The organism is Kribbella sancticallisti, assembly GCF_039530625.1.
GTDB classification, from domain to species: Bacteria; Actinomycetota; Actinomycetes; order Propionibacteriales; family Kribbellaceae; genus Kribbella; species Kribbella sancticallisti.
This window is the reverse complement of record NZ_BAAAOS010000031.1, coordinates 59,531-85,666: the sequence shown is the minus strand read 5'-3', so window position 1 is coordinate 85,666 and position 26,136 is coordinate 59,531. Positions and strand designations below refer to the sequence as shown.

Annotated in this window: 27 protein-coding genes; 9 read left to right on the top strand and 18 right to left on the bottom strand. The window is 68.8% G+C overall.

Annotated elements, in window-relative coordinates:
- Position 1 precedes the first annotated feature (1 nt).
- On the bottom strand, positions 2 to 1,600 hold the full coding sequence (locus ABD255_RS22170) for an ABC transporter permease (RefSeq protein ID WP_344216904.1): 1,599 nt from the start codon (positions 1,598 to 1,600) through the stop codon (positions 2 to 4).
- Complete coding sequence (locus ABD255_RS22165; protein ID WP_344216902.1) at positions 1,597 to 2,514, bottom strand: ABC transporter ATP-binding protein; 918 nt, start codon at positions 2,512 to 2,514, stop codon at positions 1,597 to 1,599. Before ABD255_RS22165 ends, ABD255_RS22170 begins: the two co-directional genes overlap by 4 nt.
- Positions 2,515 to 2,579: 65 nt before the next feature.
- Here ABD255_RS22165 and ABD255_RS22160 point away from each other — a divergent pair, with 65 nt between their 5' ends.
- The gene (locus ABD255_RS22160) at positions 2,580 to 3,086 is read left to right on the top strand and encodes a GbsR/MarR family transcriptional regulator (RefSeq protein ID WP_344216901.1); all 507 of its coding nucleotides are present in this window, start codon (positions 2,580 to 2,582) and stop codon (positions 3,084 to 3,086) included.
- 34 nt (positions 3,087 to 3,120) lie between these two features.
- On the opposite strand, the gene ABD255_RS22155 is transcribed toward ABD255_RS22160, so the two are convergent.
- Both ABD255_RS22155 and ABD255_RS22150 read right to left on the bottom strand, forming a co-directional pair.
- Positions 3,121 to 4,974 (bottom strand): alpha/beta fold hydrolase, encoded by a 1,854-nt coding sequence (locus tag ABD255_RS22155; protein ID WP_344216900.1) that lies wholly within the window; start codon positions 4,972 to 4,974, stop codon positions 3,121 to 3,123.
- A gap of 264 nt (positions 4,975 to 5,238) precedes the next feature.
- Positions 5,239 to 5,931 (bottom strand): NBR1-Ig-like domain-containing protein, encoded by a 693-nt coding sequence (locus ABD255_RS22150; RefSeq protein ID WP_344216898.1) that lies wholly within the window; start codon positions 5,929 to 5,931, stop codon positions 5,239 to 5,241.
- A 168-nt stretch (positions 5,932 to 6,099) separates the two neighbouring features.
- On the opposite strand from ABD255_RS22150, the gene ABD255_RS22145 reads away from it, so the two are divergent.
- Positions 6,100 to 6,576 (top strand): CHAP domain-containing protein, encoded by a 477-nt coding sequence (locus ABD255_RS22145; RefSeq protein ID WP_344216896.1) that lies wholly within the window; start codon positions 6,100 to 6,102, stop codon positions 6,574 to 6,576.
- Between the two features lie 126 nt (positions 6,577 to 6,702).
- Positions 6,703 to 7,398, top strand: a complete 696-nt coding sequence (locus tag ABD255_RS22140) for an SH3 domain-containing protein (RefSeq protein WP_344216894.1) — start codon at positions 6,703 to 6,705, stop codon at positions 7,396 to 7,398.
- Between the two features lie 123 nt (positions 7,399 to 7,521).
- On the opposite strand, the gene ABD255_RS22135 is transcribed toward ABD255_RS22140, so the two are convergent.
- Positions 7,522 to 8,493 (bottom strand): LacI family DNA-binding transcriptional regulator, encoded by a 972-nt coding sequence (locus ABD255_RS22135; RefSeq protein ID WP_344216892.1) that lies wholly within the window; start codon positions 8,491 to 8,493, stop codon positions 7,522 to 7,524.
- A 123-nt stretch (positions 8,494 to 8,616) separates the two neighbouring features.
- Here ABD255_RS22135 and ABD255_RS22130 point away from each other — a divergent pair, with 123 nt between their 5' ends.
- The 3 genes from ABD255_RS22130 to ABD255_RS22120 are packed head-to-tail and all read left to right on the top strand — an operon-like array spanning position 8,617 to position 11,789.
- A complete protein-coding gene (locus ABD255_RS22130) occupies positions 8,617 to 9,558 on the top strand; it encodes a carbohydrate ABC transporter permease (protein ID WP_344216890.1) in 942 nt (313 codons plus the stop codon).
- Complete coding sequence (locus ABD255_RS22125; protein WP_344216888.1) at positions 9,539 to 10,468, top strand: carbohydrate ABC transporter permease; 930 nt, start codon at positions 9,539 to 9,541, stop codon at positions 10,466 to 10,468. Before ABD255_RS22130 ends, ABD255_RS22125 begins: the two co-directional genes overlap by 20 nt.
- A gap of 25 nt (positions 10,469 to 10,493) precedes the next feature.
- The gene (locus tag ABD255_RS22120) at positions 10,494 to 11,789 is read left to right on the top strand and encodes an ABC transporter substrate-binding protein (protein ID WP_344216886.1); all 1,296 of its coding nucleotides are present in this window, start codon (positions 10,494 to 10,496) and stop codon (positions 11,787 to 11,789) included.
- A 4-nt stretch (positions 11,790 to 11,793) separates the two neighbouring features.
- Here the strand turns inward: ABD255_RS22120 and egtD are convergent, their stop codons facing one another.
- From egtD to ABD255_RS22100, 4 genes are read right to left on the bottom strand one after another with little or no spacing between them, the layout of a single operon-like run.
- On the bottom strand, positions 11,794 to 12,795 hold the full coding sequence (egtD, locus tag ABD255_RS22115; protein ID WP_425554500.1) for an L-histidine N(alpha)-methyltransferase: 1,002 nt from the start codon (positions 12,793 to 12,795) through the stop codon (positions 11,794 to 11,796).
- A complete protein-coding gene (gene egtC / locus ABD255_RS22110) occupies positions 12,783 to 13,538 on the bottom strand; it encodes an ergothioneine biosynthesis protein EgtC (protein ID WP_344216884.1) in 756 nt (251 codons plus the stop codon). Before egtC ends, egtD begins: the two co-directional genes overlap by 13 nt.
- Positions 13,538 to 14,872 carry an ergothioneine biosynthesis protein EgtB gene (egtB, locus tag ABD255_RS22105; protein WP_344216882.1) on the bottom strand — a complete coding sequence of 445 codons (1,335 nt, stop codon included), beginning with the start codon at positions 14,870 to 14,872 and terminating at the stop codon, positions 13,538 to 13,540. The genes egtC and egtB overlap by 1 nt, the downstream gene beginning before the upstream one ends.
- Positions 14,869 to 16,125 carry a glutamate-cysteine ligase family protein gene (locus ABD255_RS22100; RefSeq protein ID WP_344216880.1) on the bottom strand — a complete coding sequence of 419 codons (1,257 nt, stop codon included), beginning with the start codon at positions 16,123 to 16,125 and terminating at the stop codon, positions 14,869 to 14,871. The genes egtB and ABD255_RS22100 overlap by 4 nt, the downstream gene beginning before the upstream one ends.
- 175 nt (positions 16,126 to 16,300) lie before the next feature.
- On the opposite strand from ABD255_RS22100, the gene ABD255_RS22095 reads away from it, so the two are divergent.
- The gene (locus tag ABD255_RS22095; protein WP_344216878.1) at positions 16,301 to 17,383 is read left to right on the top strand and encodes an FAD-dependent oxidoreductase; all 1,083 of its coding nucleotides are present in this window, start codon (positions 16,301 to 16,303) and stop codon (positions 17,381 to 17,383) included.
- Here ABD255_RS22095 and ABD255_RS22090 read toward each other — a convergent pair.
- From ABD255_RS22090 to ABD255_RS22075, 4 genes are read right to left on the bottom strand one after another with little or no spacing between them, the layout of a single operon-like run.
- The gene (locus ABD255_RS22090) at positions 17,380 to 18,039 is read right to left on the bottom strand and encodes a (2Fe-2S)-binding protein (RefSeq protein ID WP_344216876.1); all 660 of its coding nucleotides are present in this window, start codon (positions 18,037 to 18,039) and stop codon (positions 17,380 to 17,382) included. The two genes, ABD255_RS22095 and ABD255_RS22090, sit on opposite strands and share 4 nt — an antisense overlap.
- On the bottom strand, positions 18,036 to 18,812 hold the full coding sequence (locus ABD255_RS22085; protein WP_344216874.1) for an ABC transporter ATP-binding protein: 777 nt from the start codon (positions 18,810 to 18,812) through the stop codon (positions 18,036 to 18,038). Before ABD255_RS22085 ends, ABD255_RS22090 begins: the two co-directional genes overlap by 4 nt.
- Positions 18,813 to 18,816: 4 nt before the next feature.
- The gene (locus ABD255_RS22080; RefSeq protein ID WP_344216872.1) at positions 18,817 to 19,881 is read right to left on the bottom strand and encodes a FecCD family ABC transporter permease; all 1,065 of its coding nucleotides are present in this window, start codon (positions 19,879 to 19,881) and stop codon (positions 18,817 to 18,819) included.
- Positions 19,878 to 20,870 (bottom strand): FecCD family ABC transporter permease, encoded by a 993-nt coding sequence (locus ABD255_RS22075; RefSeq protein WP_344216870.1) that lies wholly within the window; start codon positions 20,868 to 20,870, stop codon positions 19,878 to 19,880. The genes ABD255_RS22080 and ABD255_RS22075 overlap by 4 nt, the downstream gene beginning before the upstream one ends.
- A 150-nt stretch (positions 20,871 to 21,020) precedes the next feature.
- On the opposite strand from ABD255_RS22075, the gene ABD255_RS22070 reads away from it, so the two are divergent.
- Complete coding sequence (locus ABD255_RS22070; protein WP_344216868.1) at positions 21,021 to 21,995, top strand: ABC transporter substrate-binding protein; 975 nt, start codon at positions 21,021 to 21,023, stop codon at positions 21,993 to 21,995.
- A 24-nt stretch (positions 21,996 to 22,019) separates the two neighbouring features.
- Positions 22,020 to 22,664: a hypothetical protein gene (locus ABD255_RS22065; protein WP_344216866.1), complete on the top strand. Its 645-nt coding sequence runs from the start codon at positions 22,020 to 22,022 to the stop codon at positions 22,662 to 22,664.
- Here ABD255_RS22065 and ABD255_RS22060 read toward each other — a convergent pair.
- The 5 genes from ABD255_RS22060 to folP form a co-directional block, all read right to left on the bottom strand.
- Positions 22,648 to 23,442 (bottom strand): hypothetical protein, encoded by a 795-nt coding sequence (locus ABD255_RS22060; RefSeq protein WP_344216864.1) that lies wholly within the window; start codon positions 23,440 to 23,442, stop codon positions 22,648 to 22,650. The two genes, ABD255_RS22065 and ABD255_RS22060, sit on opposite strands and share 17 nt — an antisense overlap.
- A complete protein-coding gene (locus ABD255_RS22055; RefSeq protein WP_344216862.1) occupies positions 23,439 to 23,591 on the bottom strand; it encodes a hypothetical protein in 153 nt (50 codons plus the stop codon). Before ABD255_RS22055 ends, ABD255_RS22060 begins: the two co-directional genes overlap by 4 nt.
- A gap of 105 nt (positions 23,592 to 23,696) precedes the next feature.
- The gene (locus ABD255_RS22050; protein ID WP_344216861.1) at positions 23,697 to 24,389 is read right to left on the bottom strand and encodes a class III extradiol dioxygenase subunit B-like domain-containing protein; all 693 of its coding nucleotides are present in this window, start codon (positions 24,387 to 24,389) and stop codon (positions 23,697 to 23,699) included.
- On the bottom strand, positions 24,389 to 25,120 hold the full coding sequence (locus ABD255_RS22045) for a pyrimidine reductase family protein (protein ID WP_344216859.1): 732 nt from the start codon (positions 25,118 to 25,120) through the stop codon (positions 24,389 to 24,391). Before ABD255_RS22045 ends, ABD255_RS22050 begins: the two co-directional genes overlap by 1 nt.
- Entirely contained in the window at positions 25,117 to 26,094 is a 978-nt protein-coding gene (folP, locus tag ABD255_RS22040) for a dihydropteroate synthase (RefSeq protein WP_425554497.1), read from the bottom strand. The genes ABD255_RS22045 and folP overlap by 4 nt, the downstream gene beginning before the upstream one ends.
- Positions 26,095 to 26,136: the final 42 nt, after the last annotated feature.

Genomic DNA, 26,136 nt, shown 5'->3' with positions numbered 1-26,136 from the left:
GTCAGCCGATGTCGCGGCGGCGGAAGGCGGTGAATCCGGTGATGACCAGGACCGCGGCGATCGCCGACAGGGCGACCACCGGTGTCGCGGAGAAATCCCCGCCGGGGAGCCTTGGCGTGTGGGCGTACGGCGAGACATCCATCAGCCGTTGGGGGAGGTCGAAGACCGGGCCGAACTGGCCGAGCAGGAGGAAGGCGCCGAACAAGACCCAGCCGGTTGTCACCAGCTTCGGGGCGAGGCCGAAGAGGATCACCACGAGAGCCGTGACCAGCCAGATCGCGGGCAGGTGAACCGCGGCGGCGGCCACCATCCGCGGTACCTGCTCGCTCATGTTGCCCAGGGATGCCCCGCTCGAGATGCCCGAGCCGATGCCACCGACGAGCATCAGTACCGCGGTGCCGAGCAGTGCCATGAGCACGTGACTCGCCAGCCACCGGGCTCGCGTGACACCGGTCGCCAGCAGGGGTTCGGCTCGGAGCGCGGTCTCCTCGGACCGCAGCCGCAACGCGGCCTGGATCCCGAAAGCGGACGCCAGCAAGCCGAGGACGCCCATCTCGCTGGACAGGAACGCGTCGGTGATGCCCTCCACTCCACCGAGCTTCTGCACCATCTCCTTCGCGCTCTCGCTGCTCACGAAGCCGTCCACGTTGCTCGCGATGTTGCCGACCAGCAGGCCGAGCAGCAGGAACGCGAAGGTCCACGCGTACAGGGATCCTCGGTGCAATCGCCAGGCAAGAGCCAGCGGCGAGCGCAGCGAAGGGGCACCGGTGGCAGGGCCCGGGCGAGGCCGGACCAGACCGGCTCCGACATCTCGCCGGCGGATCAGCGCGAACGCGGCCGCGACCAAGATCACCAGCAGCGCCAGCGGCGCGAGGGCGACCACCCAGCGATCCCCGGCGAACGGACGGATCTGCTGAGCCCACCCGATCGGCGAGAACCAGGAAATCCACCGCGGACCGTCAGCCGCCGCAGAATCCCCAAGAGCCCGTACCACATAACTAAAACCGAGCGCGATCGCCGTGAACCCGTTCGCAGTCCGGGCGTTCTCGGTGAGCTGTGCGGTGATCGCACCGATCCCGGCGAAGGCCAGGCCGGCCGTGATCCAGACCAGCCCGAACGCGAACGACCCCGACGCCGGCAACCCGACGCCGATCAGGCTCAGAGCGGTCAGCAAACCGAGCACGATCACCGTCCCGGCCGACACGATCAGGGCCGCGGTCAACGCCGCGAACCGGCCGAGCACGCCGGCGCTGAGCAACTCCAGCCGACCGGTCTCCTCCTCGGTCCGGGTGTGCCGGACCACGATCATCGCGGCCAGCAACGCGACCAGCAGCGCACCGAAGGCGGTCAGCTTGAACAAAGACAGCTCGCCGAGCGAGGTGGGGTCCCAGATCCGGCCGTACAGGGAGACCAGCGCCGGTGACGAGTTCGACGTCTCGGCGGCCGACACCCGCGACGCCACATCGGGGTACAGCTCGATCGACGCCTGGGCCGAACCCGCCGCCATCGCGACGAACACGACGATCCACACCGGCAGGAGCACCCGGTCCCGCCGGAGCGCGAGCCGCACCAGGGTCGCAGTACCAGCGAAGTCGGTCATCGTGCGGCCGCCACGGGTTCGGGTGCCGCCGAGTCGTCCTCGTAGTGCCGCAGGAACAGCTCCTCCAGGGTCGGGGGCTGCGCGACCAGGCTCTTGATGCCGCTCGCGGCCAACTGCTTCATCAGGCCGTCCAGCTGTGCGGTGTCCACCTCGCACCGCACCCGGTTGCCCTCGACATCGAGACTGTGTACGCCGGGGAGCTTGGCCAGGCCATTGGGCGAGACGGCCAGCTCGGCCTGGATCGAGGTCCGGGTCAGGTGCCGCAGATCCGCGAGCGTGCCCGTCTCGACCACCTTGCCGCGCCGGATGATGCTGATCCGGTCGCACAACGCCTCGACCTCGGACAGGATGTGGCTCGACAGCAGCACGGTACGGTCGCGCTGCCGCTCCTCTTCGATGCACTGCCGGAACACCTCCTCCATCAGCGGGTCCAGGCCGGAGGTGGGCTCGTCCAGGATCAGCAACTCCACGTCGGCGGCGAGCGCCGCGACCAGGGCGACCTTCTGCCGGTTGCCCTTGGAGTAGGTCCGGCCCTTCTTGGTCGGGTCGAGGTCGAACCGGCGCAGCAGGTCGTCCCGCTTCTTCGGGTCCAGACCGCCGCGGAGCCGGCCGAGCAGGTCGATCACCTCGCCGCCGGTGAGATTCGGCCACAGGTTGACGTCGCCCGGGACGTACGCGAGCCGACGGTGCAGCTTGGCCGCGTCGTGCCACGGATCGCCGCCGAGCAGCGACGCGTCACCCTCGTCGCCTTTCAGCAGGCCGAGGAGGACCCTGATGGTGGTGGACTTCCCGGCGCCGTTCGGGCCGAGGAATCCGTGCACCTCACCGGTGGCGACCTCCAGGTCGAGACCGTCGAGCGCGTGCGTACTTCCGTACGACTTGTGCAGTCCGGAGACCACGATGGCTGATGTCATGATTCATAACGTACGCTTCATTCAGAAGATTGTGAATCTTGGGAAGACAAGGAGATGATGGGGCGGTGAGCGCAGCCAGGCAACGAGATGACGAAGCGGTCCGGCGGTCCGCGGAGCAGTTCGCGAACGTGCTGACCGACTCCGGCTGGGCGCGGATGCCGGCCCGGGCCTTCGCCGCCATCCTGAGCAGCGAGAGCGGCAGACTGACGGCCGCTGAGCTGTCCGACCAGTTGCAGGCCAGCCCCGCCGCGGTCTCGGGCGCGGTGCGATACCTGCTGCAGTTGCGGCTGGCCAGCCGGGAGCGGGAGCCCGGCAGTCGCCGCGACGTCTACGTCGTCCAGGACGACTTCTGGTACGAGAGCATGATGCGGCGCGACCACCAACTGGTCCGCTGGGAGGAGATCATCCAGCAGATGCTGGAGAACGCCGGTGACGGCACGGACTCACAGCGCCGGCTGCAGGCCACACTCGGGTTCCTCGACTTCATCCAGGAGGAGGTCGTCGGCCTGAGTGAGCGCTGGGTCAAGCGCAAGGCCGAGATCGACGCGAGGCTCGACGCGGAGTACAGCTGAGGGTCCGAGTGGACCCCCAGCTGTAGACCGGCAACTACCGCAGCGCGCTGGCTGCGACCGTGTCCAGTGCCTGCTGGAGCAGCGGGTTCACCTTGCTGCTGCCCGCCTTGGACTTCGGCAGCGGTACGGCCTTGCCGTCGACCGGGCCCTTGACCGGGTAGACCGACAGCTCCTCCGGCAGCGGGGTGGTCCCGCACACCTGGTTCTTGCCCGGCAGCTCGCCGGTGAAGACGAACTTGTCACCGATCGCCTCGGCGCACGACGACGCCGAACCGACGTACTGACCGTGCTGGCCCTCGTCGTCGATCGCGACGAACCGCGTCGCCGCCGAGGTGTCCTTGTGCGTACGCAACGCGCCCTCGTACGCCGTCGCCGGGTCGAGCTCACCCTGCACCATCAGCATCCGCGGTGCTCCCGGCAGGTCCAGATCGCGGTCCTGCGGGGCGTACTTCCAGAACGCGCACATCGGGACGCCGTTCATGTAGCCGAAGAAGTCGTACTTCCTGGCCATCTTGTCGGCTTCCTTCAAGTAGAAGTTCGGGTCCTTGTTCCACGCGGTGTCGTTGCACCGCACGGTGGTCCCGATCGGGCCGAGGTTGACCGGCTGGTCGCCCGAGGTCGCCGTCGCCGCTTCGGTCCGGGCGTCGGCCATCACGTCCTTGAGCGAATCCACCTGGGCCGCCGCCACCACGGCAGGCGCCGCGGCCGAGACGCCGTACCGGGTGCGGAGCGCGGCGAGCGTGTCGTAGGCCTGCAGGTTCGGCGCGAGCCGGGCCCAGGCCTTGTCGACGTGGGTCAGTTCGACCTTGCCGGACTCCGACGGCGCCTTGGTGAACTCGTCGTGCACGAGGACATCGAGGGTGGCCCGGATGAACCGGGTGTTGCCGTAGATCGCGCTGTAGATCAGGCCGTCCAGGTTGTCACCGCGGACTTCGCTCTCGCCGGCCTTGACCAGAGTGGTCAGTGACGCGCGGATGCCGTTGTAGCGCGCCTTGACCTGCGCGGGCGTCGAGCCCAGGCCGGTGATCTGGTCGGCGTGCCGGGCGATCCACGGGAACAACTGGGTGTCGCGGCGACGCTGGCCCGAGAACGGGTCGAAGTTCACGTTCTGCCACTGGGTGTGGGTCCAGTCCATGTTCGAGTCGAGCACGAACCGGCCGACCTTGGACGGGTACGTGTCGGCGTACCAGCCGCCGAGCCAGGTGCCGTAGCTGTAGCCGATGAAGTTCAGCTGGCGGGCGTCGAACAGGGCCCGGATGAACTCCATGTCGAACACGGTCTGCCGGCTGCTGACGAACTGGCCGAACTCGGTCGCGGCGCAGGCGTCGGCCAGCAGCTTGGCCTCGGCCACCTCGACCCTGTGGGTGAGCCGGGTCCGCTCCTTGTAGTCCGGCGTCACCGGCAGGGCGTTCAGCGCCTCCGCGGTGGTGATGCACTGCAGCGGGGTGCTCTGGCCGAACCCGCGCGGGTCGAAGCCGACCAGGTCGAAGTCGCTGAACAACTGCGGCTTCTCGGCGGCCAGCGCGGCCGACAACGTCAGGCCGGCGCCACCAGGACCGCCGGGGTTGGTCGTCATCAGCCCCTTGGACGTGCCGGTCGCCTCGCTCCGCGAGATCGCGACCTGGATGTCGGGGTGCGCGTCCGGGTTCGCCCAGTCCATCGGGACGTTGACCTTGGCGCAGTTCGTGGTCGGCGCCTGCGGGTAGAGGCGCTTGACCGCGGCGTCGAACGAGCAGACCGACCACTGGATCGGCTGGTCGAGGTACCGCTGCGGAATGGACGGGGTCGGCGGGTCCTGCGGACCGGCTGCCGAAGCCGTGGTGGTCCCCAGCAGCGGGAGCACCACAGCGACGGCCAGCGCCATCGCGATCTTGCGGGTCTTGATCACGCTGATACTCCTGTTTTCAGGCGGGACAGGAAAGCAGCAACGTATTTCGGACACAGCCGGGATGACAGACGTCGGCCTTACATCAAGGGCAAACCCGCGGCTAGTGTCCTGAGTCGGAAGTTCGTGCTTCAGCTCCGGTGTCCAGGTGCGTGCATCGCAAGGCGGAGAAGCGGCCTCGATGCTTTTCCATCGTGGCCGTTTCTCCAACGCGGCGAGGTGCGTGCCTGGGCGCCGGAGATGTGCACGAACTTCCGACTCAGGACACTAGAGGTCGTAAACGGTGAAGATCGTGCAATAGACCGGCGGTGATTCCAGGCCCGGGTAATAGAGCCGGCCGGCCTCGTCGGTGACCTTGAAGTATGCCGTTGACGCCCCCACCTGCGATGGCGCCCGCAGGGTCATCCGAACCGTCACCACCTCACCCGGTACTGCGTCTGGCAGCCTCGCGCGGGACGGGGACCTCAACCAGCCGGGGGTCCCGGCCGCGCCCTGGCGGGTCAGCCAGCGGTCACGCCAAGGACGCTCGCCGCTGTTGCGGATCTGCCAGGTCTTCTCGAACGTCTGGTCCCGGCAGACCCGCGTCCCGTCGGGGACGGTCTCCCCCACCAACTCAGCCCGGTCTTCCGGATGGTGGTCGGCCGGGACGGATCCACCGAGAAGCACTGGACGAAGCGTGGGCTCACGCCGCCGCAGATCGCGCATCGAGGTGTCCTTGCCCGCTCGCACCGCGGCATCGAGTTCCATCAACTGGTTGACCAGGGCACTGCCCGCGCCGAAGGAGTCGTCGTACCACTCGATCAGTTCGCGGCTCGGCTTGGTGTGGCCGCGCTCGACCCGGGACAGGTGGCCCTTGTCCCAGCCGGACAGGGCCGCGGCCCGGGTCAACGGCACGCCGGCCGCCTCCCGCAGTTCGCGCATGCGGCATCCGATCACGAAGCGAGCCTGCGCTGGTCGCACGGTGCACTCCCTGCTCTCACCGTTAGTAATCTACACAATCTATCAAGTGACGGTTATTCAGTTCCTGGTTGCCCACTGCGACAATCCGATCACCCTCTGATTGTGTGCGGGAAGGAGCGAAATCTCCACTACAACAGCCCCTCCCGATCAGAGTGAAAGGCACCCACCATGAGAACTTTCCTCGCCCGCCTCACCGTTACCGCGCTGCTCGGCGGCGTGGCTTTGACCGGCGTTGGCATGCCCGCCAGCGCCACTGCACCTGCCACTCGCGAGCCGGTCACCACCGTCACCGCCGCTCCGCAGTCCAGGGCGGACAACGCGATCGCCTGGTTCGCCGCCCGCAACGGGTCCACCGCGTACCAGGGCTACTGCGAGAAGGCGGTGGAGAACGCGTACGGCAGAACCGGGATCTACGCCTCGGCCAAGGCCAACTGGAACGACGCCGTACGCCGGGGCGCCGCCCACCGGGGTGACCTGAATCCGCCGAAGGGCGCACTGGTCTTCTGGAACATCAGCGCCTACGGGCACGTCGGCCTGGCCACCGGAGACGGCAACTTCTGGGCCACCAGCGTCAACGGCCGGATCGGCAAGGCGAGGCTGCCGTACTTCGCCAACTACCTCGGCTGGGCGCACCCGAACTTCTGAGCCTCGCGGCGCCCGGTTCCGGCCGGGCGCCGTGGTGGTTCGCCGCCGGTTCGTTGCCCACTGCGACAACGCCGTCACGCTTTGGTTCCCTGCGAGGTGTAGCACTCTCCCAGAAAGGGACACATCATGCGGACCGCCCTCCTCCGTACTGTCACCCGCCTCACCGCCACCGCGATGCTCGGTGGTGTCGCCGTCATCGGCGGCACGGCCCTCCCCGCGCACGCCGCCACCGGCACCGTCGTCACCGACTCCGGCGCCGGGGTCACCATCCGCTCCGGCAACGCGACCAGCTTCGGCTCGGTCGGCACCCAGCCCGACGGAACCGTCCAGATCGACTGCCAGCTCTACGGCGAACCGGTGACCGGCAAGTTCGGCCGCAGCCTGATCTGGGACCACATTCCCGGCAAGGGCTTCATCTCCGACTCCTATGTCAACACCGGCAGCAGCGGCCTGGTCGCGCCGCTGTGCGGCACCAACCCGCGCGCCGACAAGTCGATCGCCTGGTACGCCGCCCGCAACGGCTCCACCGCCTACCAGGGCTACTGCGAGATGGCGGCCGAGAACTCCTACGGCAAGACCGGCATCTGGGCCTCCGCCAAGGCCGACTGGAACGACGCGGTCGCGCGCGGCGTAGCCCATCGCGGCGACCTCAACCCACCCAAGGGCGCCCTGGTCTTCTGGGACCTCGCCGCTCCGTACGGCCACGTCGGCGTAGCCCGAGGCGACGGCTATTTCTGGGCCACCAGCGTCGGCGGCAAGATCGGCCTCGCCAAACTCCCCTACTTCAGCAACTACCTCGGCTGGGCCTGGCCGAACTTCTGATCCCCATCACCCCTCGGCACGGAGGGGCTGATGGCCGGCACCCGGGCGCTCCCGCCCCTCAAGCGCCCGGGTGCTTTCAGGCCGCAGTGGTGAGCGCGTGGTTCTCGACGGGAAGGTCGTCGATCATCGTTCTCCTGAGCCTCGTTGGATCAGGGCGCAGGGCAGGACGATGCGTTGGGGTGGGCGGGCGTCGGTGCCGGAGGCGCGGTCCAGCAGCAGGCGGGCGGCCGTGCGGCCGAGTTCGGCGATGTCGGAGGCAACGACCGTGACCGGCGTGGGGAGCATGTCGGCCAGGCGGAAGTCGTCGAAGCCGACCACGGCAGGCTCGGCGTTCACCTCGCGCAGCGCACGGAGTACGCCCTCGGTCAGGAAGTTGGTCGAGGCAAACAAGGCGGTCGGCGGCTCGGGCAGATGCATCAGCTCGCGCGTCGCCTTCTCCGCGGCTTCGGCAGTACCTTCCGGCAGCTGAACGACGAGACTCTCGTCGACGGTCAGGCCGGCCGAGCGATAGGCCCGGCGGAACCCCCGCAACCTGCGGCCGGTCGTGTAGTACGACGGGGCGAGCAGGATCGCGATCCGCTCGTGTCCCTGCCGCAGCAGGTGATCCGCGGCCATCCGGCCGCCACCTTCGTTGTCCACCATCACGATGTCGGCCTCGATCCCGTGCGCCGGCCGGTCGACGAACACCACCGGTACTCCGGCGCCGGCCAGGAACGAGTGGTCCCCCTGGTCGGGCACGATCATCAGGCCGGCGACCTGGCGGCCGATCAACTCCTGGATCGCCCGCTTCTCGCCCTCGGGATCCTCGTCGACGCTGCCGAGCACCACCGCGAACCCGTCCTGCCCGGCCACCTCGAGCGAGGACTTCGCGATCGTCGCGTAGAACGGGTTGGTCAGGTCACCGAGCACCAGTGCCAGGCTCGACGACTTCTTGCCCGGCCGCAGCGCCCGGGCGACCTCGTTGCGCTGGAAGCCGAGCTCGTCGATCGCGGCCCGGACCCGGCTGGCGGTCTCGTCCCGGACCCCCGCGCCGCCGTTGACCACCCGCGACACCGTGCCGAGTCCCACTCCGGCCCGCTTGGCCACGTCGATCATCGTCGGGCGGCTGGGCTCCGGCTGTCTTGGAAACGTTTCGGACACAGGGTTGACTTCCCTTTCACGACACGGCATCGTCACCCAACAGTAAGCCGTTGGAAACGTTACCGTCCAGGAGGCAGGGTGAATCGTGACAAGCGAGCCGCGAAGGGCGGCCGGGGCCTGAGCCGCAATGCCGGCTCGGACGTCAAGGCCGCCTATCTCTTCATCGCGCCCGCGATCATCGGTTTCACCGTGTTCGTGGTCTATCCGCTGATCCGCTCGTTCTACCTGGCGCTGACCAAGTACAACGGGCTGACCGATCCGGTCTTCGTCGGCCTGGGCAACTTCCGCCGGCTGTTCACCGTCGACCCGGCGTTCTGGCCGTCGCTCAAGGCCACCGGATACCTGGTCCTGCTCTACGTCCCGCTCTCACTGGCGATCGGGCTGGCGCTGGCGATGTTCTGCAACCAGCGCTTCGCCGGGGTCCGCATCGTCCGCACCCTCGCGTACCTGCCGGTGGTGCTGCCCGCGGTCGCGACCATCACGCTGTGGAAGTTCATGCTCAATCCCCAGGTGGGATTGGTGAACACCATCCTGGAGAAGCTGCACCTGCCGACCAGCACCTGGCTGGCCAGCCCGACGATGTCGATGCCGTCCATCGTGATCGTGATGCTGTGGGGCGTCGGCGGGACGATGATCATCTTCCTGGCCGCGCTGCAGGCGGTGCCGAACGAGTTGTACGAGGCCGCCCGGGTCGACGGCGCCGGGCCGTCCTCGATGTTCTTCCGGATCACCCTGCCGATGATCAGCCCGATCATGTTGCTGCAGGTGATCCTGCAGACGACGGCGGCGCTGCAGACCTTCAACCAGCCGAAGATCCTGACCAACGGCGGCCCCGGCTTCAGCACCAACGTGCTGATGCTGTCGATCTACAACAACGGCTTCTCCAACCTCGGCCGCGTTCCCCAACTGGGGTACGCCTCGGCCCAGGTGTGGGTGCTGTTCATCATCATCATCGCCGTGATCGCCCTGACCGCGAAGTTCTCCTCGCTTTGGACCTACAGTGACAACACTCCCGACTGAAGCGCCCCGCGCGGCCGAGACCGCCGCCCTGACCGCACCGCCCACCGGTACGCCGCGGCCCCGCCGCCGGCGCCGCCCGCTGCGGACCACCTCGTGGTACGTGACCGCGTTGTTCATCAGTTCGGTGATGGTCGTCCCGCTGCTGTGGATGATCACCATCGGCCTGAAGAGCGGGTCCGCGGTGTTCGAGATCCCGCCGCGGCTGCTGCCGCGCGAGTTCACCTGGAGCAACTTCGTCAAGGGGCCGGAGGCGATCCAGTTCCCGCGGCTGCTGCTGAACTCGACCATCATCACCGTGCTCAGCGTGCTCGGCGGGGTGATGACCGCGATGATGGCCGGCTACGCGCTGGCCCGGTTGCGGTTCCCCGGCCGGAAGGTGTGGTTCTACCTGTTCGTCGGCAGCATGCTGCTGCCCGGCGTGGTCGGGCTGATCCCGTTGTTCCAGTTGTACAAGAGCATCGGCTGGTACGACACCTGGCTGCCGCTGATCGTGCCGGCCTTCTTCGGCGGCAACCCACTGTTCATCTTCCTGGCCAGGCAGTACTTCCTGGCCATCCCGTACTCGATCGACGAGGCGGCCAAGATCGACGGCGCCGGGCACTTCCGGATCTTCACCCAGGTGATGCTGCCGCTGACCCGGCCGGCCTGGATCACGATGTCGATCCTGGCCTTCCAGGCGTCCTGGAACGACTTCCTCAACCCGCTGGTCTACCTGTACTCCGCCGACAAGTGGCCGCTGTCGGTCGGAATGGCCCAGTTCGTCTCGCCGTTCGCCGGCCAGACGCCGAACTGGAGCTACTACATGGCCACCAACCTGCTCTACATGCTGCCGCCGCTGATCATCTTCTTCGCCGCGCAGCGCTACTTCATCCAGGGCCTCGGCTCACTGGGCAGCACGACGCAGAAGTAACCCAAACCCCCTGAGGAGCACAGCTGTGAAGAGGATCATCGGCACCACCCTGGCCTGCGCCGGGTTGCTGACGGCATCGGCCTGCGGCGGGTCGGACAGCGGCGGCGACGCCGACGGACCGGTCACCGTGACGGTGATGACATGGGAGTCGCCCGAGACCAACGCCGCCATCAAGAAGGCGCTGGAAGGGTTCAAGGACGACCAGATCACCGTCCAGCTGGTCGACACCCCGAGCGGCGGGTACGGCGACAAGCTCGCGTCGCTGACCCAGGCCAAAAAGCTGCCGGACCTGTTCTGGTGCGGCAACGACACCGAGCAGCAGTACACCTCGCAGGGCCTGCTGGTGGACTGGTCGAAGCGGATCAACGACGGCGACGGTGAGTTCAAGGCGGACAAGTTCGTCGGTACGGCGATGGAGAACTGGAAGACGGCCGACGGCCAGATGGGCGGCCTGCCGTCGCTGATGAACGCCTACGGCGTCTGGTACAACGCCGACGCCTTCAAGGCCGCCGGGATCCCCGAGCCGAAGGCCGGCTGGAGCTGGGACGACATGTACTCCGCCGCCGGCAAGCTCGCCAACAAGAACGGCGCGAAGTACGGGCTGGTCGCGGACCAGCTCACCGCCGCCGACGGGCCGTTCACGATGAGCATGTACTCCGTGTCGGCCGGCGGCGCGCCGTTCACCGACAACGTGAATCACCCGACCAAGGCCGAGGCGGACGACAAGTTCACCGAGGGCGTCAGCAAGCTCGCCGCGGCGATCAAGTCCGGCGCCGTCGCCCCGCCCGGGTACGACGCGTCGAACCTGCCGGCCCTGTTCTCCGGCGGCAAGGTGCCGATGATGTTCGGCGGCCAGTGGCTCGCGGCCGGCTTCCAGACGGACAAGCCGAAGGTCAAGTACGGCTTCGCGCCGTTCCCGCAGGTGGACACCCCGACCACCCTGTACGACTCGGTCGGCATCTGCACGCCGCAGTACACGAAGAGCGAGGACTCGACGTACAAGGTGCTCGAGTACCTCAACACCAAGGTGTGGGACGCCGTACTGCCGGCCTCGCCGGTCGCGCCGCCGGCCTACACCCCGGCGCAGGAGAGCTACTTCGCCGCACTGACCAAGGCCAACCAGACCACGGTGGTCGACACGGTCAAGGCTGACCTGGCCGCCGAGAAGACGGTCGGCGTCCGGTTCACCACCCAGTGGGCCTCGCAGGTCATCGACCTGACCACCGCCTACTGGCAGCCGATCCTGAACGGCAAGAAGCCGACCTCGGAACTGCAGACCTACGTCGGCAAGGTCAACGACCTGATCAAGTCCCAGGGCTGAGAGGTCAGACAGCCTGCCAGAGGGAGAGGGCGAAGCGGTCCTCGGAGTCGGTCCACCAGGCACCGGCGGTGAAGCCGGCCTTGTCGAGCTCGGCCTCGACGCCGTGCCGGTGGAACTTCGCCGACACCTCCGTGCTCAGTTCCTCTCCCTCGGCGAACTCCACCTCGAGCCCGATCTCCGGGATCAGCACCCGCATCGCCCGGTCGGCCCGCAGGTGCATCTCGATCCACTCGTTCTCCGGATCCCAGATCGCGACGTGGCTGAACGCGTCCACGTCGAAGTCCGCGCCGAGCTGGCGGTTCAGGACGCGCAGTACGTTGCGGTTGAACTCGGCGGTCACCCCCGCGCTGTCGTCGTACGCCGCGACGAGGGTGGCCGGGTCCTTCACCAGATCCGTGCCGAGCAGGAGCCATTCCCCTGGCTCGAGCACCTCGCGGACGGACTGGTAGAAGTCGGCGCGCTCGGCGGGGAGCAGGTTGCCGATCGTCCCCCCGAGGAACGCGACGATGCGGGGCGCTTCACCGGGAAGCTTGTCGAGGTGCTCGGTGAAGTCGCCCACCACGCCGTGCACGGCGAGTCCCGGGTAGTCGCCGGTGATCGCTTCCGCCGCTTCCCGCAGGGCTGACTCGGACACGTCGAGCGGCACGAAGGTGGTCAGGGTGCCGTGGTCGCGCAGCCCGTCGAGGAGCAGGCGGGTCTTCTCCGAGGATCCGGAGCCAAGCTCGACCAGGGTGTGAGCCTTGGTGATCGCGGCGATGTCCGCGGACCTGGCGTGCAGGATCTCCCGCTCGGCGCGGGTCGGGTAGTACTCCGGAAGCCGGGTGATCTCCTCGAACAACTCGCTGCCCCGCGCGTCGTAGAACCACTTCGGAGCGAGCCACTTCGGCTGGGCCGTCAGACCTGCCCTCGCGTCTTCGCGCAGTGCGCGGGAGGCATAGTCGGGAGTGAGGTGGATGTCGATCAGGGTCCCCTGACCGGGGCGGTGGGGTGGGGTCAGTGACTGCACTGTCGTCCTTCCATCAAGGGGGTGACGGCTAGCGTGGATTTGGTTGCTACTAGCAATGAGTGGTCAGGGAGTTCTTCCCAGCCCTCGGTGGTCCAAGGTTCTGAACTGACTGCTACCGAATCTGCTGTCTGACGGACCCACAGCGAATGGGTCCAGGTCGTGGCGACGATCTGCTCGCCATCGGTCAGGAGGACGTTCAGGCGGGAGTCGGGTGCGGCGGCTGCCACCTCACGCACGACCGACGCGACTGCGTCGGCGGTCGGCGCACCGGTCGACAGGCGGTTCCGGATGAGCGCCCACAGCAACGCCGAGTCCATCGGCGCATCGAGAGTCAGCAGTTCGTTCACAGGCAAGGCTTCGGCCAGCTTGGAAACCGAGCCCGGCCAGCCCGCGATCAACCCGTTGTGGCTGAACAACCACTGGCCTTTCACGAACGGCCCCACCGCCGACTCGTTGAGCGGCGACCCCACCGTCCCGTTCCGTACCGCGGCCAGCACCGCGCTCGCTCGGATCGACGCTGCCAGCCCCGGCAACGACTCATCCGCCCAGATCGGCACACTCCGCCGATACCGAACAGGTTCGTCGTTCACGTACCAGCCGATGCCGAAGCCGTCGGCGTTGACGGAGCCGCCACCGCGCATGTCGGACGGCGCCCAGCTCTGGCGGTAGAGGGAGTGGGGTGGGTCGAGCACCAACGACGCCAGCGACACCGGCGGGCCGAGGTAGGCCAGATGCCGGCACATCAGGCGAGTTCCTCCGGGCGGGGATCTCGGGCACATCGGAACCCGGCGAAGATCTGGCGGCGAATCGGGTAGTCCCAGTTCCGGAACGTACTGCGGCCGACCACCTCGTCGGTGCCGAACGAACCACCGCGCAGCATCTTGTAGTCGCTGCCGAAGAACACCAGCGAGTACTCGTCGTACGGGAACGCGCGGAACCCGGGGTACGGCGTGAAGTCGCTGCTGGTCCACTCCCAGATGTCGCCGATCAACTGCTCGACGCCGAGCGGTGAGGCGCCGGCCGGGTACGCCCCGATCGGGGCCGGCTGGAGATGCCGCTGGCCGAGGTTGGCGTGCTGCGGACCGGGGCTCTCGTCACCCCACGGGAAGCGCCTGGTGCGGCCCGTCGCCGGGTCGAACCGCGCGGCGAACTCCCACTCCTCCTCGGTCGGCAGCCGCTTGCCCGCCCAGGCCGCATACGCCTCCGCCTCGTAGAAGCAGACATGCATGACCGGCTCGTCGAGCGGCAGCAACTCGTGGTGCCCGAACCGCGTGCGCATCCAGTTGCCGTCAACAACCTCCCAGAACCGCGGCCCGACCAGCGAAGCCTTCTGGACGTGCGCCCAGCCGGCCTCGGACCACCACCGCGGATCCTGGTAGCCACCACTCGTGACGAACTGCAGGTAGTCGCCGTTGCTGACCGGCGCGGTGTCGATCACGTACGGCGCGACGTGCACCGGGTGCGCGGGGCGTTCGTTGTCCAGCGCCCAGGGCTCGATCGACGTGCCCATCTCGAACACACCGCCGGGGACCAGCACCTCCGCGCGGGCCAGCTTGCGCCCGGGCGGTGGGGCGGGCGCGTCGATGACCGGGGCGCCGGTGCGGAGTTGGTGGGTGGCGAGCATGGTTTCGTCGTGCTGCTGCTCGTGCTGAACGATCATCCCGAACGCGAAGGCGTTGTCGGTCAGCTCGCGGCCGCCGCCGAACTTGACGTGGTCGAGCACGTCGAGCACCTTGTCGCGGACCTCCACGACGTACTGCCGGGTCTCGGTCGGGCTGAGCAGCGGCAGCGACGGGCGATCGGCGCGCGCGTGCATGAACGCGTCGTACAGTTCGTCGATGTCCTGGCGGACCGGGTCGCGACCACCGACGTCGCGGACCAGCCAGAGCTCTTCCTGGTTGCCGATGTGCGCGTAGTCCCAGACCAGCGGCGACATCAGCCTGGAGTGCTGCCGGACCAGGTCGTCGGTGTCGACCGCGTCGGTCAGCCGGACGGTCCGGTCGCGCGAGCGCTCCAGCTGCTCGGCGACGAACGAGCGCAGCTCCTCGGCGGTCAGATCGGACAACTGGTGGTTCATGATGCTCGCCTTCTGTGGGTGTCGTCGACGATGCAGTGCAGTTGGTCGCCGATGGCGGTGATCAGGTCCTGATCCACGCCGGTCCGGCTCAGGTTCGTGGTGCCCAGCTCGACCAGCTCGCGGGCGGCCTGCAGGACGGGTTTGTCGTCCAGCCCTTCGCGGGCCGCCGGAAACCAGCGACCGGCGGCGGGCTGGGCGGCCGCCAGCGCCTGGTCGGTCACGGCCGGGTCGGACATCAGCGCGATGAGCAGCAACGTCGGCGCGATCCAGCCATCGCCGGACTGGGCGTCGAGGTAGCGCACCTCCAGATATCCGCGAGGCCGCACCGGTGGGAACAGGGTCGACAGGTGATAGTCCAGATCCTCGTACGTCGGCCTGCCGCCGGCCGGATCTCCGGCAGCCAGGTCCGTGCCGACCAGGGCACCGTCGGCCCAAGCGCCGAAGGTGAGACCGGCGGGAGCGTCCCAGTTGTCTCCCCTGCGCAGGCAGAGCACGGGTGCCTCCATCGCGGTACGCGCCCAGGCCTCGGCCGGATCACCGTCCAGCGGTGGCGGTTCGGTGAAGGGTGCGCAGGTGCCGAAGGTGGCTTCGGTGCGGGCGGAGGCCCAGCCGGTGTCGGAGCCGGCGCGTCTTCGGGAGTTGGCGAAGAGGGCGACCAGTGCCGGGCCGAAATCGTGCAGGGCCCGCCAGCGCAGCGCGGTCTGATCGGTTTCGCCGGCGTCGAGGCAGACCTGCAGGCCTGCCGTGCTGGACATCATCCGGGGTCCGTGCGGTCCGAGCTGCGCGAAGGCGCGCTCCATCGCGGCGTACCTGGGGACGGTGAGGATGCGGCGGGGTGGTCGATGGGCGTCCAGACCGTGAGGTCCGGGCTCGAGACCGTGTGTTGCGAGAAGTGAGGTGAGCTCCGCGGCGTCTGCGGCGGTGTCCTCGATCAGCCTGGGCACCGAGGCCGAGGCGGGGCCTGAGATCTCCACCTGGCCACCGGGCTCCACAGTGACCAGAGAACCCCGGCCCAGCGGCAGCTGCGGGCTGCCCCGAACCAGGGTGGTGGGCGCGTGCACGCCCAGGGCCTTGCTCAGTTGTGCGGCATCGAGAGGTCGGTGCGGATCGTCCGCATGATGCACCGTCCACTCCAGCTCGACGCCGTGCAGCCGAGGAGGACCGTGCTTGAAACACACCATCGCGACGTAACCCTCCGCATCGACGCGGGAGCCGATCGGGGTCGTCGCCGGGAAATCGCGGGACGCGGTCACGTCAGCGAACCTAACCGCGGCCCGGGCTACGGACAACTGACTGTGGGTTACCCCTCGATGACGTGACGGCCGCGTCCAGCGCCGTCCAGCACTGTGTCGAAATCATGCTCGACATGCTGCCGGGCGGCACCGACAGTTTCCGCGCGTGCTCGCTCCGAGGGGGTAGGAAGGGGGAATGCAGACCTATGACGTGGCCGTGATCGGGGCGGGAGCGATGGGGTCGGCCGCCGCCCGTGCCCTGGCGATGGCGGGGCGCGAGGTGCTCGTACTGGAGCAGTACGACCTCGGGCATCACCGCGGTGGCTCACATGGTGGGACGAGGCTGTTCCGGCTGGCGATCGACGACGAGGCCGAGGCCCGGCGGGCGCGGGAGTCGCGGGAGTTGTGGGAGGAATTGGAGAGCGACACCGGGGTGCGGATGCTCGATCTCGTCGGCGGGGTCGACCACGGCGTCGACGATCGCGCGGTGCGGGAGTTCCGGGAGACGTTCAAGCGGCTCGGAATCGAGCACGAGGTGCTGGAGCCGGAGGAGGCAGCCGAGCGGTGGCCTGGGCTGCGGTTCGAGACGAAGGTGCTGTACCAGCCGGGGTCCGGACGGGCTCTCGCCGAGCAGGCGTTGAGGGCGATCCGCGAGTCCGCCCGAGAGCTCGGTGTGGAGGTCCGGCCGAGCTGTCCGGTCACCGGGCTCCGGGTGGTCGGGGAAGGCGTCGAGCTGGAGACCCCTGCGGGCGTAATACGGGCTGGGCAGGTGGTGGTGACGGCTGGGCCGTGGACGACCCGGATCCTGGCTGGGCAGCTGGAACTGCCGGCTATCACGGTGACGCAGGAGCAGCCGCGATTCTTCGCACCTGTGGATGACGGAGCGTCGTGGCCGGTCTTCGTTCACCATCGCGGTGGCGGCCGGGCGGCGGCGTACGGGGTGTTCGAGCAGGGGCATGGAGTGAAGGTCGGGCTGCACGCGACCGGGCCGGAGATCTCGCTGGATCAGCGGGACTTCCTGGTCGAGCCCCGCCGGGACGCGGAACTCGTCGCCTACGTCCGGGACTGGTATCCGGGGCTGGACACCACCCGCTCGGAGCCGATCAGCTGTCTGTACGACAACACCGAGCGCGGCGACTTCATGATCGACCGGCGCGGGCCGATCAGCGTCGCGGCCGGATTCCATGGCGAGGGGTTCAAGTTCGTGCCGCTCGTCGCCCGGTATCTGACGGATCTCGTCACCGGTCGCGGCTCTGTGCCGAAGACCTTCGCGCTCTAGCGAAGGCGCGGGCAGCCGGCGCACGCCTTGACGTTGGGTAGCGCGTAGAAGAAACAGCAGGAGGTACGCATGGCCTGGTCGAGGTCGATGTGGAACTCCTCAGCCGCTGCCGCCGCGTGCAGAGCCTCCTCTGGGAGCCGCATGGCTGCACGGAGCTCGTCGTCCACTGCACCTAGCCGCTGGAGTGAACTGAGCTTCACCCCTGGCCGGTAGCTGTCTGTGAAGGCCCGGGTGTGCGACTGCACCTGCTGCGCGGCCTCACGCATCGGTGCTACGCGATCCGACAGCAATGCGACTTCCATCGGGTAGTGCGCGGTCGGGTGCCGTCGGAAGGCCAGGGACTCGGGTGAGACGTCCGGCGACATCCCCGTCACCGCGGTGGACAGACCGGCGACTACAGACGGCACGGAGACGTACCACATCAGCACGAACATCGCGGCCACCTGCACCGGCGGCTCAATGGCGTAATCGCGCCCGTAGTCGTCCTGCAACGCCTTGCGCCACTCGTATGTCGGGTCGCCGCCCGCTTGCTGGTCTCGGAGCAAGTCGGCGCAGGAGATCCACTCCGGCCCGGGCACAGCGGACGCAGTACGGACGGACAGCCAGGACACCTCGCCGTCCAGGATGTCCGCGAGGCGTCTCGCGGAGTACGTCATACGGTCAGCGTACGGTCCGGCACGACTACAGGAGCTCCTCCTACCTCGACCACGGTGGCGCGCAGTCCGAACACTTGCTGAAGGAGCTGCTCGCTCAAAATGTCCGCGGGCCGGCCCTGCGCAGCGATCTTTCCCTCGCCCATCACTACCAGGTTGTCGGCGTACTGCGCTGCCAACGTCAGGTCGTGCAGTACTGCGACCACTGTCCGGCCGGTGGTGTGCGCTGCCGCGTGGACCACGTTCATCACGTCTACCGCATGGGCCAGGTCCAGGTACGTCGTCGGCTCGTCCAGCAGCAGGTGCTGTGTGCCCTGGGCGAGCACCATCGCGATCCAGACTCGTTGCCGCTGGCCACCTGACAACTGGTCGACCGGGCGGTCCTTCAGCTCCTCCAACTCGACCGCGGCGAGTGCCTGAGCTATCGCCTGCTCGTCATTCGCAGTAAGCCGCGCGAACAGGCCGCGGTGCGGGTGGCGGCCGCGGGAGACCAACTCCGCGGCAGTGATGCCTTCCGGAGTCACGGGACCTTGCGGGAGTACGCCCAACTGCCTGGCGAGCTCGCGGGCCGGCAGCTTGTGGATGTCCTGGCCGTCGAGCACCACCCGGCCGCTCTGCGGGGTGAGCAGTCTGCTCATGCCGCGGAGCAGAGTGGACTTGCCGGAGCCGTTCGGGCCGACCACTACGGTCAGCCGGCCGGTCGGCACCTCCAGGGTGAGGTCGGACACGACAGGAGCGTCACTGCCGTACGCGAGGGTGACCTTCTCGACGTGCACCGGTTCACCGTCCCTTCTGCTGACGACCGATGAGATGAAGCAGGTACGGCGCTCCGGCGGCTGCTGTGACTACACCGACCGGCAGCTCGTACGGGCCTACTTGGAGGACCTCCAGGCCGTTCCGAGCAATCAGGTCGGCCGTGGTGACGAAAAGCGCGCCGAGCATCGCAGTGGTGAGTAGTGGCGGCCGATCCGTCTTCGCCAGTCGTTGCGCGATCTGTGGCGCGACCAGCGCGACGAAGGCGATCGGTCCTGCCCCGGCGGTTGCCATCGCGGCCAGCACGGTCGCGGTGATCAGCAGAAGCAGCCTCGTCCGGGAGACCCGCACTCCCAGCGACGACGCCACGTCGTCCCCGAGGACCAGTGCGTCGAGATCCCTGGTGAAGGTGAAAGCCACGGGCAACAGCACGAGCACGGCGACGCCGACCGGTGTCGCGTCCGACCAGGTCCGGGCGTTGAGCGATCCCGCCAGCCAGGCCGCGGCCCGGCCTGCGTCCGTCACGTCGCCGATGACCAGCAGCCACGCAACCAGCGAGTTGGCGGCCGCAGCCACGCCGACGCCGATCAGGACGATCCGGCCCGCGTCGATGACGCCTCGCTGGATCGAGAGAAGTCCGACGACGAGGGTGGCGAGGAGTCCGCCGATCACCGCCGCCGCGGGGATGCCGACCTTGGCAGCCGCGCCGGAGATGTTGCCGCCGCCCGTGCCCGCCAGGACGATCACCGCGACCGCCGCGGCCGAAGCGCCAGAGTTCACCCCGATGATGTCCGGGCTGGCGAGCGGATTGCGCGACAGGGTCTGCAGGAGTGCGCCGGACACGGCGAAGGCGATCCCTACGAGCAGACCCGTCGCTACTCGCGGCAGCCGGAGCTCGAGCACGATCAACCGGGTGCCGCTGTCGCCACGGCCGACGAGTGTCTGAAGCACGTCACCGACGGGGAGCTTCGTCGTACCGAGGCTCAACGAGAACAGGGCAACCACCACGGCAGCCACCGCGAAGCCGAGCGCCAGCAGCACCGTGCGTGGCTTGGTGATCGGCTTGGTCACCGCCTCCACCACTGTCGTCACAGCGCCACCGCCCGACGGCGTACGACGATCACGAACAGCGGCGCCCCGACGATCCCCAGTACTACGCCCGCCTGGACCTCGCCTGCTCCACCGACGAGCCGGCCGACCAGGTCCGCCAGGATGAGCGCGGCCGCTCCGGTCAATCCGGCGGCGGGAATCAGCCAGCCGTTGCGAGCTCCGAAGATCCTGCGGGCGACGTGCCCGGCGAGCAGGCCGAGGAATCCGATCGGCCCACACGCGGCGACCCCCGCGGCTGTCAGCAGCCCGATCGCGAGCAGCCCGACCAGCCTGGCCCTGGTGACGGACAGGCCGAGACTGGCCGCGACATCGTCGCCGAGGGCCAGCAGGTCCAGGTCGCGCGCGTTGATCGCCGCCAGGATGAGGCCCAGCACCGCGAACGGCAGTACCTGTCCCGCGACATCGAACCCGCGCCCCGCGACCGACCCCACGGCCCAGAACCGATACCCGTCGAGCGTGTTCGCGTCGAGCAAGACGATCGCCGAGGTCAGCGCGCCCAACATCGCCGCCACCGCGGCCCCCGTCAGCGCGAGCCCCACCGGTGTCGCCCCACTCCCCCGCGACGCCAACCGCTGTACTCCGAACGTCGCCACCAACGCTCCCGCCAGCGCACACCACACCGTCGAACTCACGGACTCCACCACGCCGACCTGCAATCCCAGCACCACCGCGAGCGCCGCCCCCGAGCTCACCCCGAAGATCCCCGGTTCGGCCAGCGCGTTCCGGGTGTGACCTTGCATCAACGCCCCCGCGATCCCCAGACACACCCCGATCAACGCCGCGACCACTGTCCGCGGCAACCGCAGGTTCCGGACGATCACGTCCGCGTCCGAGCCGTTCGACGCCGTCAGCGCGTGCAGGACGGCGCCCGGTCCCAGCCATCGCGACCCGAACACCAGACTCGCGACGAACGCCAGCACCACGGTGAGGAGCAACCCACCCAACGCAACCGCCCGCCACCCAGTCCGCATGATCCCCAGATCTTAGGTGACCCTTACCGCCGGTCCACCCGCGGCTCGTCCGGTCCCCGCACAGTGCTCTCACCAGATGGCGGGGGTTAGGGAAGCCTTACCTTGTGGAGTAGGGTTCGGGGACTGATGGTGAGGGCGAAGGAGAAGCTTGTGCGGCGGTTCCGGGTTGGTGCGTTGGTGGTTGTGGCGGCGTTGGCGCTGGCCGGCTGTGGAGGTGGAGCCGAGGAAGAGGGCGCCGCCGGTGCCGGGGCGAGTGACGGGTTCCCCCGGACGGTCGAGCACGCGATGGGCACGACCGAGATCAAGACGAAGCCCAAGCGGGTGGTCGCGCTGGACACCAGCTTCGTCGACGCGACCTTGATCATGGACACGCCGGTGGTGGGCTACACGGACTACCGGACGATCAACGGCAAGCTGCCGGACTACCTCGGCGAGGACCGGACGACGTACGGGAGTGAGTCCGAGAGCGTCGGCACGCTGGCGGAGCCGAACCTGGAGAAGATCGCCGCGCTGAAGCCGGATCTGATCGTGTCGGCGAAGGTGCGGCACGAGAAGCTGTACGAGCAGCTGTCGAAGATCGCGCCGACGATCATGTCGGAGACGACCGGGCCGACCTGGAAGGACAACATCCGGCTCGAGGCGAAGGCGCTCGGGCAGGAGGAGTTGGCGGACAAGGAGCTCTCGGCGTACGAGGCGGCGGCCAAGTCCGTCGGCGCCGCGATCAACGCCAAGGCGAACAACCCGAAGATCTCCGTAGTGCGGTTCGTGGACGGGCCGACCCGGCTCTACCAGAACTCCAGCTTCTCCGGGATCGTGCTGAAGGACGCCGGCCTGGCGCGGCCGAAGCCGCAGGACGTGAACGACTTCGCGGCCGAGATCAGCGCCGAGCGGATCAAGGACGCCGACGGCGACGCGATCTTCGTGGCGACGTACAGCGACGACAAGGGCCTGAGCAAGAAGACGGCCGACCAGTTCAAGGCCAACCCGCTGTGGAAGCCGCTGGCGCCGAAGGTGCACGAGGTCCAGGACATCACCTGGATGACCGCCGTCGGCCTGCAAGGCGCCTGGGAGATCCTCACCGACCTCGCCAAGACCTTCGACGTTCCGGCTCCGAGCAAGAGCTGACACCTGCTGGGTAGGGTCGACAGCATGACGGTCTTGGAGCGCTGGCACGTCGGGCCCTGGACTACTCATGGGACCCTGCCCGGTGAGCCGTTCGAGCCCGGACGCAAGCGGACGCCGGACGAGCTGAACTTCGACGTGGTCGGGTTGGCGCGGATTCTCGGGCGGCGGCTGTCCGGGCGCGAGGAACTGCAGGTCCGGCTCTGGCAGAACGAGCTCCGGCCGACCCACACCAGGCTCTGCGGCGTTCACACGTTGAAGGATCCGGAGAACGCGCGACTGCTCGCCGATACCGCGCGCGAGGCGTTCGAGTGGTTGAAGGAGCGGGCGCCGGAGGGGTACGAGTTCGTGCTCACCGACGCGGTCTACCTCAGGCCGCGGACCGACGAGATCACCACAGTGGACGCGGTGATCCAAGTGGCGGCCGAGCGCGGGGACGCGCTGCCGGCCGATCGGTTCGCAGCGTCGTACGTCAAGAAGTCGACGACCGGCGAGTGGTTCGCGGGCGACGCGGTGTGCAACTGGTCCGGTCCCTACCCGACCGCAGAAGAAGCCGCCGACGCGATCCGGGCCGCCAGAGTCGAACTGACCCGCCAATTGAGCGCAGCGGGCCACGACGACCTAGCGGCCACCGCGACCCGCTGGCCCGAAGTGCTTACCCGACTACCTTGAACCCGTGCCGCAACCCGAGCTTGGTGAGCGACTCCTTGCCCGGGATACCGTCCGCGTCAGCGCCGGTGAAGCCGAGCTTGCGCTGCCACTGCGCATAGGCCTTGATCGTCACGGTGCCGAACGAACCGTCCTTGGCGAACGCCGGAGACAGCAGGCCTTCGGCCACCAACGCCGCCTCGACGATGCGCACCGCGGCCGGATGCGAGGTCGCGCCGTCCGGGCCTGGCGCGTCCTTGCGGGCAGCGGCCACGACCGCGGCAGTTGACACCGTCGGCAGCGCCGGACGGCCGGCGCCGCCACCTCCCCCGACGGCCTTGTAGTTCGGGCGGCCGAAGCCGCGGATCATCGTGGTGCCGCCGGTCCAGCGGCGGGAGTGCCGGAACACCCCGATGCCGGTCCTGCTGCCGTCCAGATTCGTATTGCCCTCGATCGTCTTGACGAAGTCGCCCTCGACCCGCTCGACGAAGAAGACGTGCGCGATCCGGCCCAGCTTCCGGTCGAACAGGAAGCCGACATCGCCCGCCCGCGGGCTGTTGAACAACCTGCCCGCGTTCTTGAAGCCGTTCTGCATGCTCGGCGTGAACGCGCTGTTCGTCCCCGGCACCAGCGGCACCTTGTTGACCTTCCAGCCGGCCACCAGGAACGTCGCGCACCAGGCCTGCCCGTTCGCGTGTCCTGCCTTGGCGGCATAGATGTTCTTGTTCGACCCGAGCGGCTTCTCCATCGTTCGCACCTGCGCCGCTGCCCAGGTGAGCAGATCCCGCACCGTGCCGCTCATGAGTCGGACTCCAGCGTCGCGCCGTCCACCAGGTCCTCGTCGTACTGCGGGAGCCGGGTCTGCTCGACCTGGTCCTGCGCCCCGTCCTCCGGCAGCGGGTAGTTCCCTGTCTCGACCGGGGATTCGTCCCGGGTCTCGTTCTCGGCCATCCTGCTCTCCCCCTTGGTTCCACAGGCAGGTCCGGTTGGACCGGCCCTCATCCAGGAGGATCCGCAGGAGTCTTCAGACAGACGTGAACCAGGCTTCAGACAGTCTTAAAGCGTCCAGGTCGCCACAAAATAGCCGACCCCGTACGGCGCTGCGTGGTAGTCGAGGTGGCCTCGGAGGCCGGCCGTGGTGGTTGCGCCCGCGAGGACTTGCCAGGGGGCGCGGCCGGCGGCGTGGAGTTCCTCCGCCAGGTCTGGGTCGAGGGCGGCGAGCGTTTCCGTGTCGGCGAGGGCTAGCGCGGCTGCGACTGTGCTGTCGAAGAGTTCCGCCCGCGGGTGGAGGTGGACCGGCGAGTGTTCGCTGCGCCGGGGGGATCCATCGCCCATCACCAGCAGCGCCACCCGATCCGTGCCGTGGGCGATTTCCTGGCCGAGCTCGAGGCAGGCGGCGGGGGTTTCGTCGGCGGCTACGGTGAGCGAGGTCCGGGGAAGCCCGGCCGCCTTGCTCTGGTCGACGAGCCAGGCTCCGACGGTGAGGGACAAGGGCAGCACGTCCGGACCGGAGCCCACTCGCACGCCGGGAGCGCCGTACGGGCCGAAGCTGCCGCCGGCCGAGGCGTCGTACCGGGTGGCGGTGGCGGGTCCGGAGCCGACGATGACCAGCGAGTCGGCGTCGGCCAACTGGTTGATCGCGGCCAGGCACGCGGCGCGAAGGTCCTCGAGTTCAGCAGCGGCACCGCCTGCCAACTCGGGGACCAGGAGCGGCGGGTGCGGGCAGACCGCGGCGCTGACGACAGGCATCAGGTGGTCCGCAGGTAACGCAGGAAGACGTACCCGTCGTCGGCGGCGAGGGCCGAGGTCAGGGTCAGCCGCCGGGCGATGGTGGACTCGGGTCCGGCAGTGATCCTCCCCGAGCCGGGACCAGCCAGCAGTGGAGCCAGCGACAAGCACATCTCGTCGACCAGATCGGCGGCGGTCAGAGCCCCGAGCAACAACGGGCCGCCTTCCGACAGGATCTGGGGCAATCCGCGCTTGGCCAACTCGGCGATTGCCGTCGGTAGATCGACCTCGACCGCACCGCAGACCAGTACGTCGGCGACCTGGGCCAGCGCCTTCTGCCGGTCGGGCGGCGCGGCGCCGTGGGTGATGACCAGTGGCCGGACCGGCGCCTGGGTGAACACCGGGTTGGACGGATCCAGGGTGAGGCTGGCTGACACGATCGCCAGCGTGGGGTTCTCCGGCAGACCGTTGGCCTGGCGCCACTCGCGCCGCCCGGCTCCGAGTTTGAGCGGGTTGTAGCCCTCGGCGCGCACGGTGCCGGCACCCACCAGCACCACGTCGCTGAGCATCCGCAGCTTGCCGAACAACTCTTGGTCCGCGGGGCTCGACAGCGCCTTCGACTGGCCGCCGATCTCGACGGCGCCGTCGATGCTGGCCACGAAATTGCTCCGCAGGTGCGGCTTCGACCGATCCTCGACCTGGTACGCCTCGATCACCTCGGCGTCGGTGAGATCGGACAACTGACGGATCACGCCAGGCTCCTCCGGGTTCCAGCGGGCAGGGCGGCGCCCCGCAGTACGGCGATCAGGTCGAGCGCCTGCCGGGCGGCCGGCACGTCGTGCACCCGGAAGACTCGCGCGCCCAGCCAGGCGGACACGCTGAGCGCGGCGAGGGTGCCCGCGCCGCGGTGGCCGGGCGGCAGGTCGAGCGTCTCCCCGATGAAGTCCTTGTTGGAGACCGCGACGAGGACGGGCCAGCCGGTCGCGGTCAACTCGTCCAGCCGCCGGGTCAGTTCGAGCGACTGCAAGGTGTTCTTGCCGAAGTCGTGGGTCGGGTCGATGACGATCGCGTCCCGGCTGACCCCCTCGGCGACCGCCCGCTCGGCCAGGCCGGTCGTCGTCCGGATCACGTCCGCTACGACGTCGGCGTACGCCATCCGGTGCGGGTCGGTTCGTGGAGTGAGGCCGCCGACGTGGCTGCAGACCAGCCCGGCTCCGGCCTCGGCCGCCGCGGCCGGCATCTCCGGATCGGAGCCGGCCCAGGTGTCGTTGATGAGGTTGGCACCTGCCGCGCCGACGCGTCGCGCCACCGCGCTGCGGTAGGTGTCGACGCTGATCACGAGGTCCGGGTGCCGCTCACGGATGCCGGCCACGAAGTCGACCGTGCGGCGGAGTTCCTCCTCCTCGCTGACGGGCTCGCCGTAGCCGGCCTTCACCCCGCCGATGTCGACCAGGTCCGCACCGTCGGCCACCGCCCGATCGATCGCGTCGTACGCCGCCTCGGTGGCGAAGGTCGCGCCCCGGTCGAAGAACGAGTCCGGCGTCCGGTTCACGATCGCCATCACCGCGAACTCCCCCGGCCCGAACGAGCGGCGCCCCAGGCGCAGTACGCCGGGCTCATCCCGGCGGCGCACGCCGGGCTCGGCTGAACGTTGCACTCCCGCCACCAAGCCGCGCCCGTCGGGGCGCGGTGCTTGCGGCCCTGTTGCCTGCTCCTGGTCGGGCACGGTTCGACCCTATCCGGCCGTCTGGCAGCGGCTCCTGGTGGT

What these genes read in the sequence shown, in the direction of transcription:
- ABD255_RS22170 (WP_344216904.1), bottom strand. Translation starts at nt 1,600, where the DNA reads ATGACCGACTTCGCTGGTACTGCGACCCTGGTGCGGCTCGCGCTCCGG.
- ABD255_RS22165 (WP_344216902.1), bottom strand. Translation starts at nt 2,514, where the DNA reads ATGACATCAGCCATCGTGGTCTCCGGACTGCACAAGTCGTACGGAAGT.
- ABD255_RS22145 (WP_344216896.1), top strand. Translation starts at nt 6,100, where the DNA reads ATGAGAACTTTCCTCGCCCGCCTCACCGTTACCGCGCTGCTCGGCGGC.
- ABD255_RS22140 (WP_344216894.1), top strand. Translation starts at nt 6,703, where the DNA reads ATGCGGACCGCCCTCCTCCGTACTGTCACCCGCCTCACCGCCACCGCG.
- ABD255_RS22135 (WP_344216892.1), bottom strand. Translation starts at nt 8,493, where the DNA reads ATGATCGACGTGGCCAAGCGGGCCGGAGTGGGACTCGGCACGGTGTCG.
- egtC (WP_344216884.1), bottom strand. Translation starts at nt 13,538, where the DNA reads ATGTGCCGGCATCTGGCCTACCTCGGCCCGCCGGTGTCGCTGGCGTCG.
- egtB (WP_344216882.1), bottom strand. Translation starts at nt 14,872, where the DNA reads ATGAACCACCAGTTGTCCGATCTGACCGCCGAGGAGCTGCGCTCGTTC.
- ABD255_RS22095 (WP_344216878.1), top strand. Translation starts at nt 16,301, where the DNA reads ATGCAGACCTATGACGTGGCCGTGATCGGGGCGGGAGCGATGGGGTCG.
- ABD255_RS22090 (WP_344216876.1), bottom strand. Translation starts at nt 18,039, where the DNA reads ATGACGTACTCCGCGAGACGCCTCGCGGACATCCTGGACGGCGAGGTG.
- ABD255_RS22075 (WP_344216870.1), bottom strand. Translation starts at nt 20,870, where the DNA reads ATGCGGACTGGGTGGCGGGCGGTTGCGTTGGGTGGGTTGCTCCTCACC.
- ABD255_RS22065 (WP_344216866.1), top strand. Translation starts at nt 22,020, where the DNA reads ATGACGGTCTTGGAGCGCTGGCACGTCGGGCCCTGGACTACTCATGGG.
- ABD255_RS22060 (WP_344216864.1), bottom strand. Translation starts at nt 23,442, where the DNA reads ATGAGCGGCACGGTGCGGGATCTGCTCACCTGGGCAGCGGCGCAGGTG.
- ABD255_RS22055 (WP_344216862.1), bottom strand. Translation starts at nt 23,591, where the DNA reads ATGGCCGAGAACGAGACCCGGGACGAATCCCCGGTCGAGACAGGGAAC.
- ABD255_RS22050 (WP_344216861.1), bottom strand. Translation starts at nt 24,389, where the DNA reads ATGCCTGTCGTCAGCGCCGCGGTCTGCCCGCACCCGCCGCTCCTGGTC.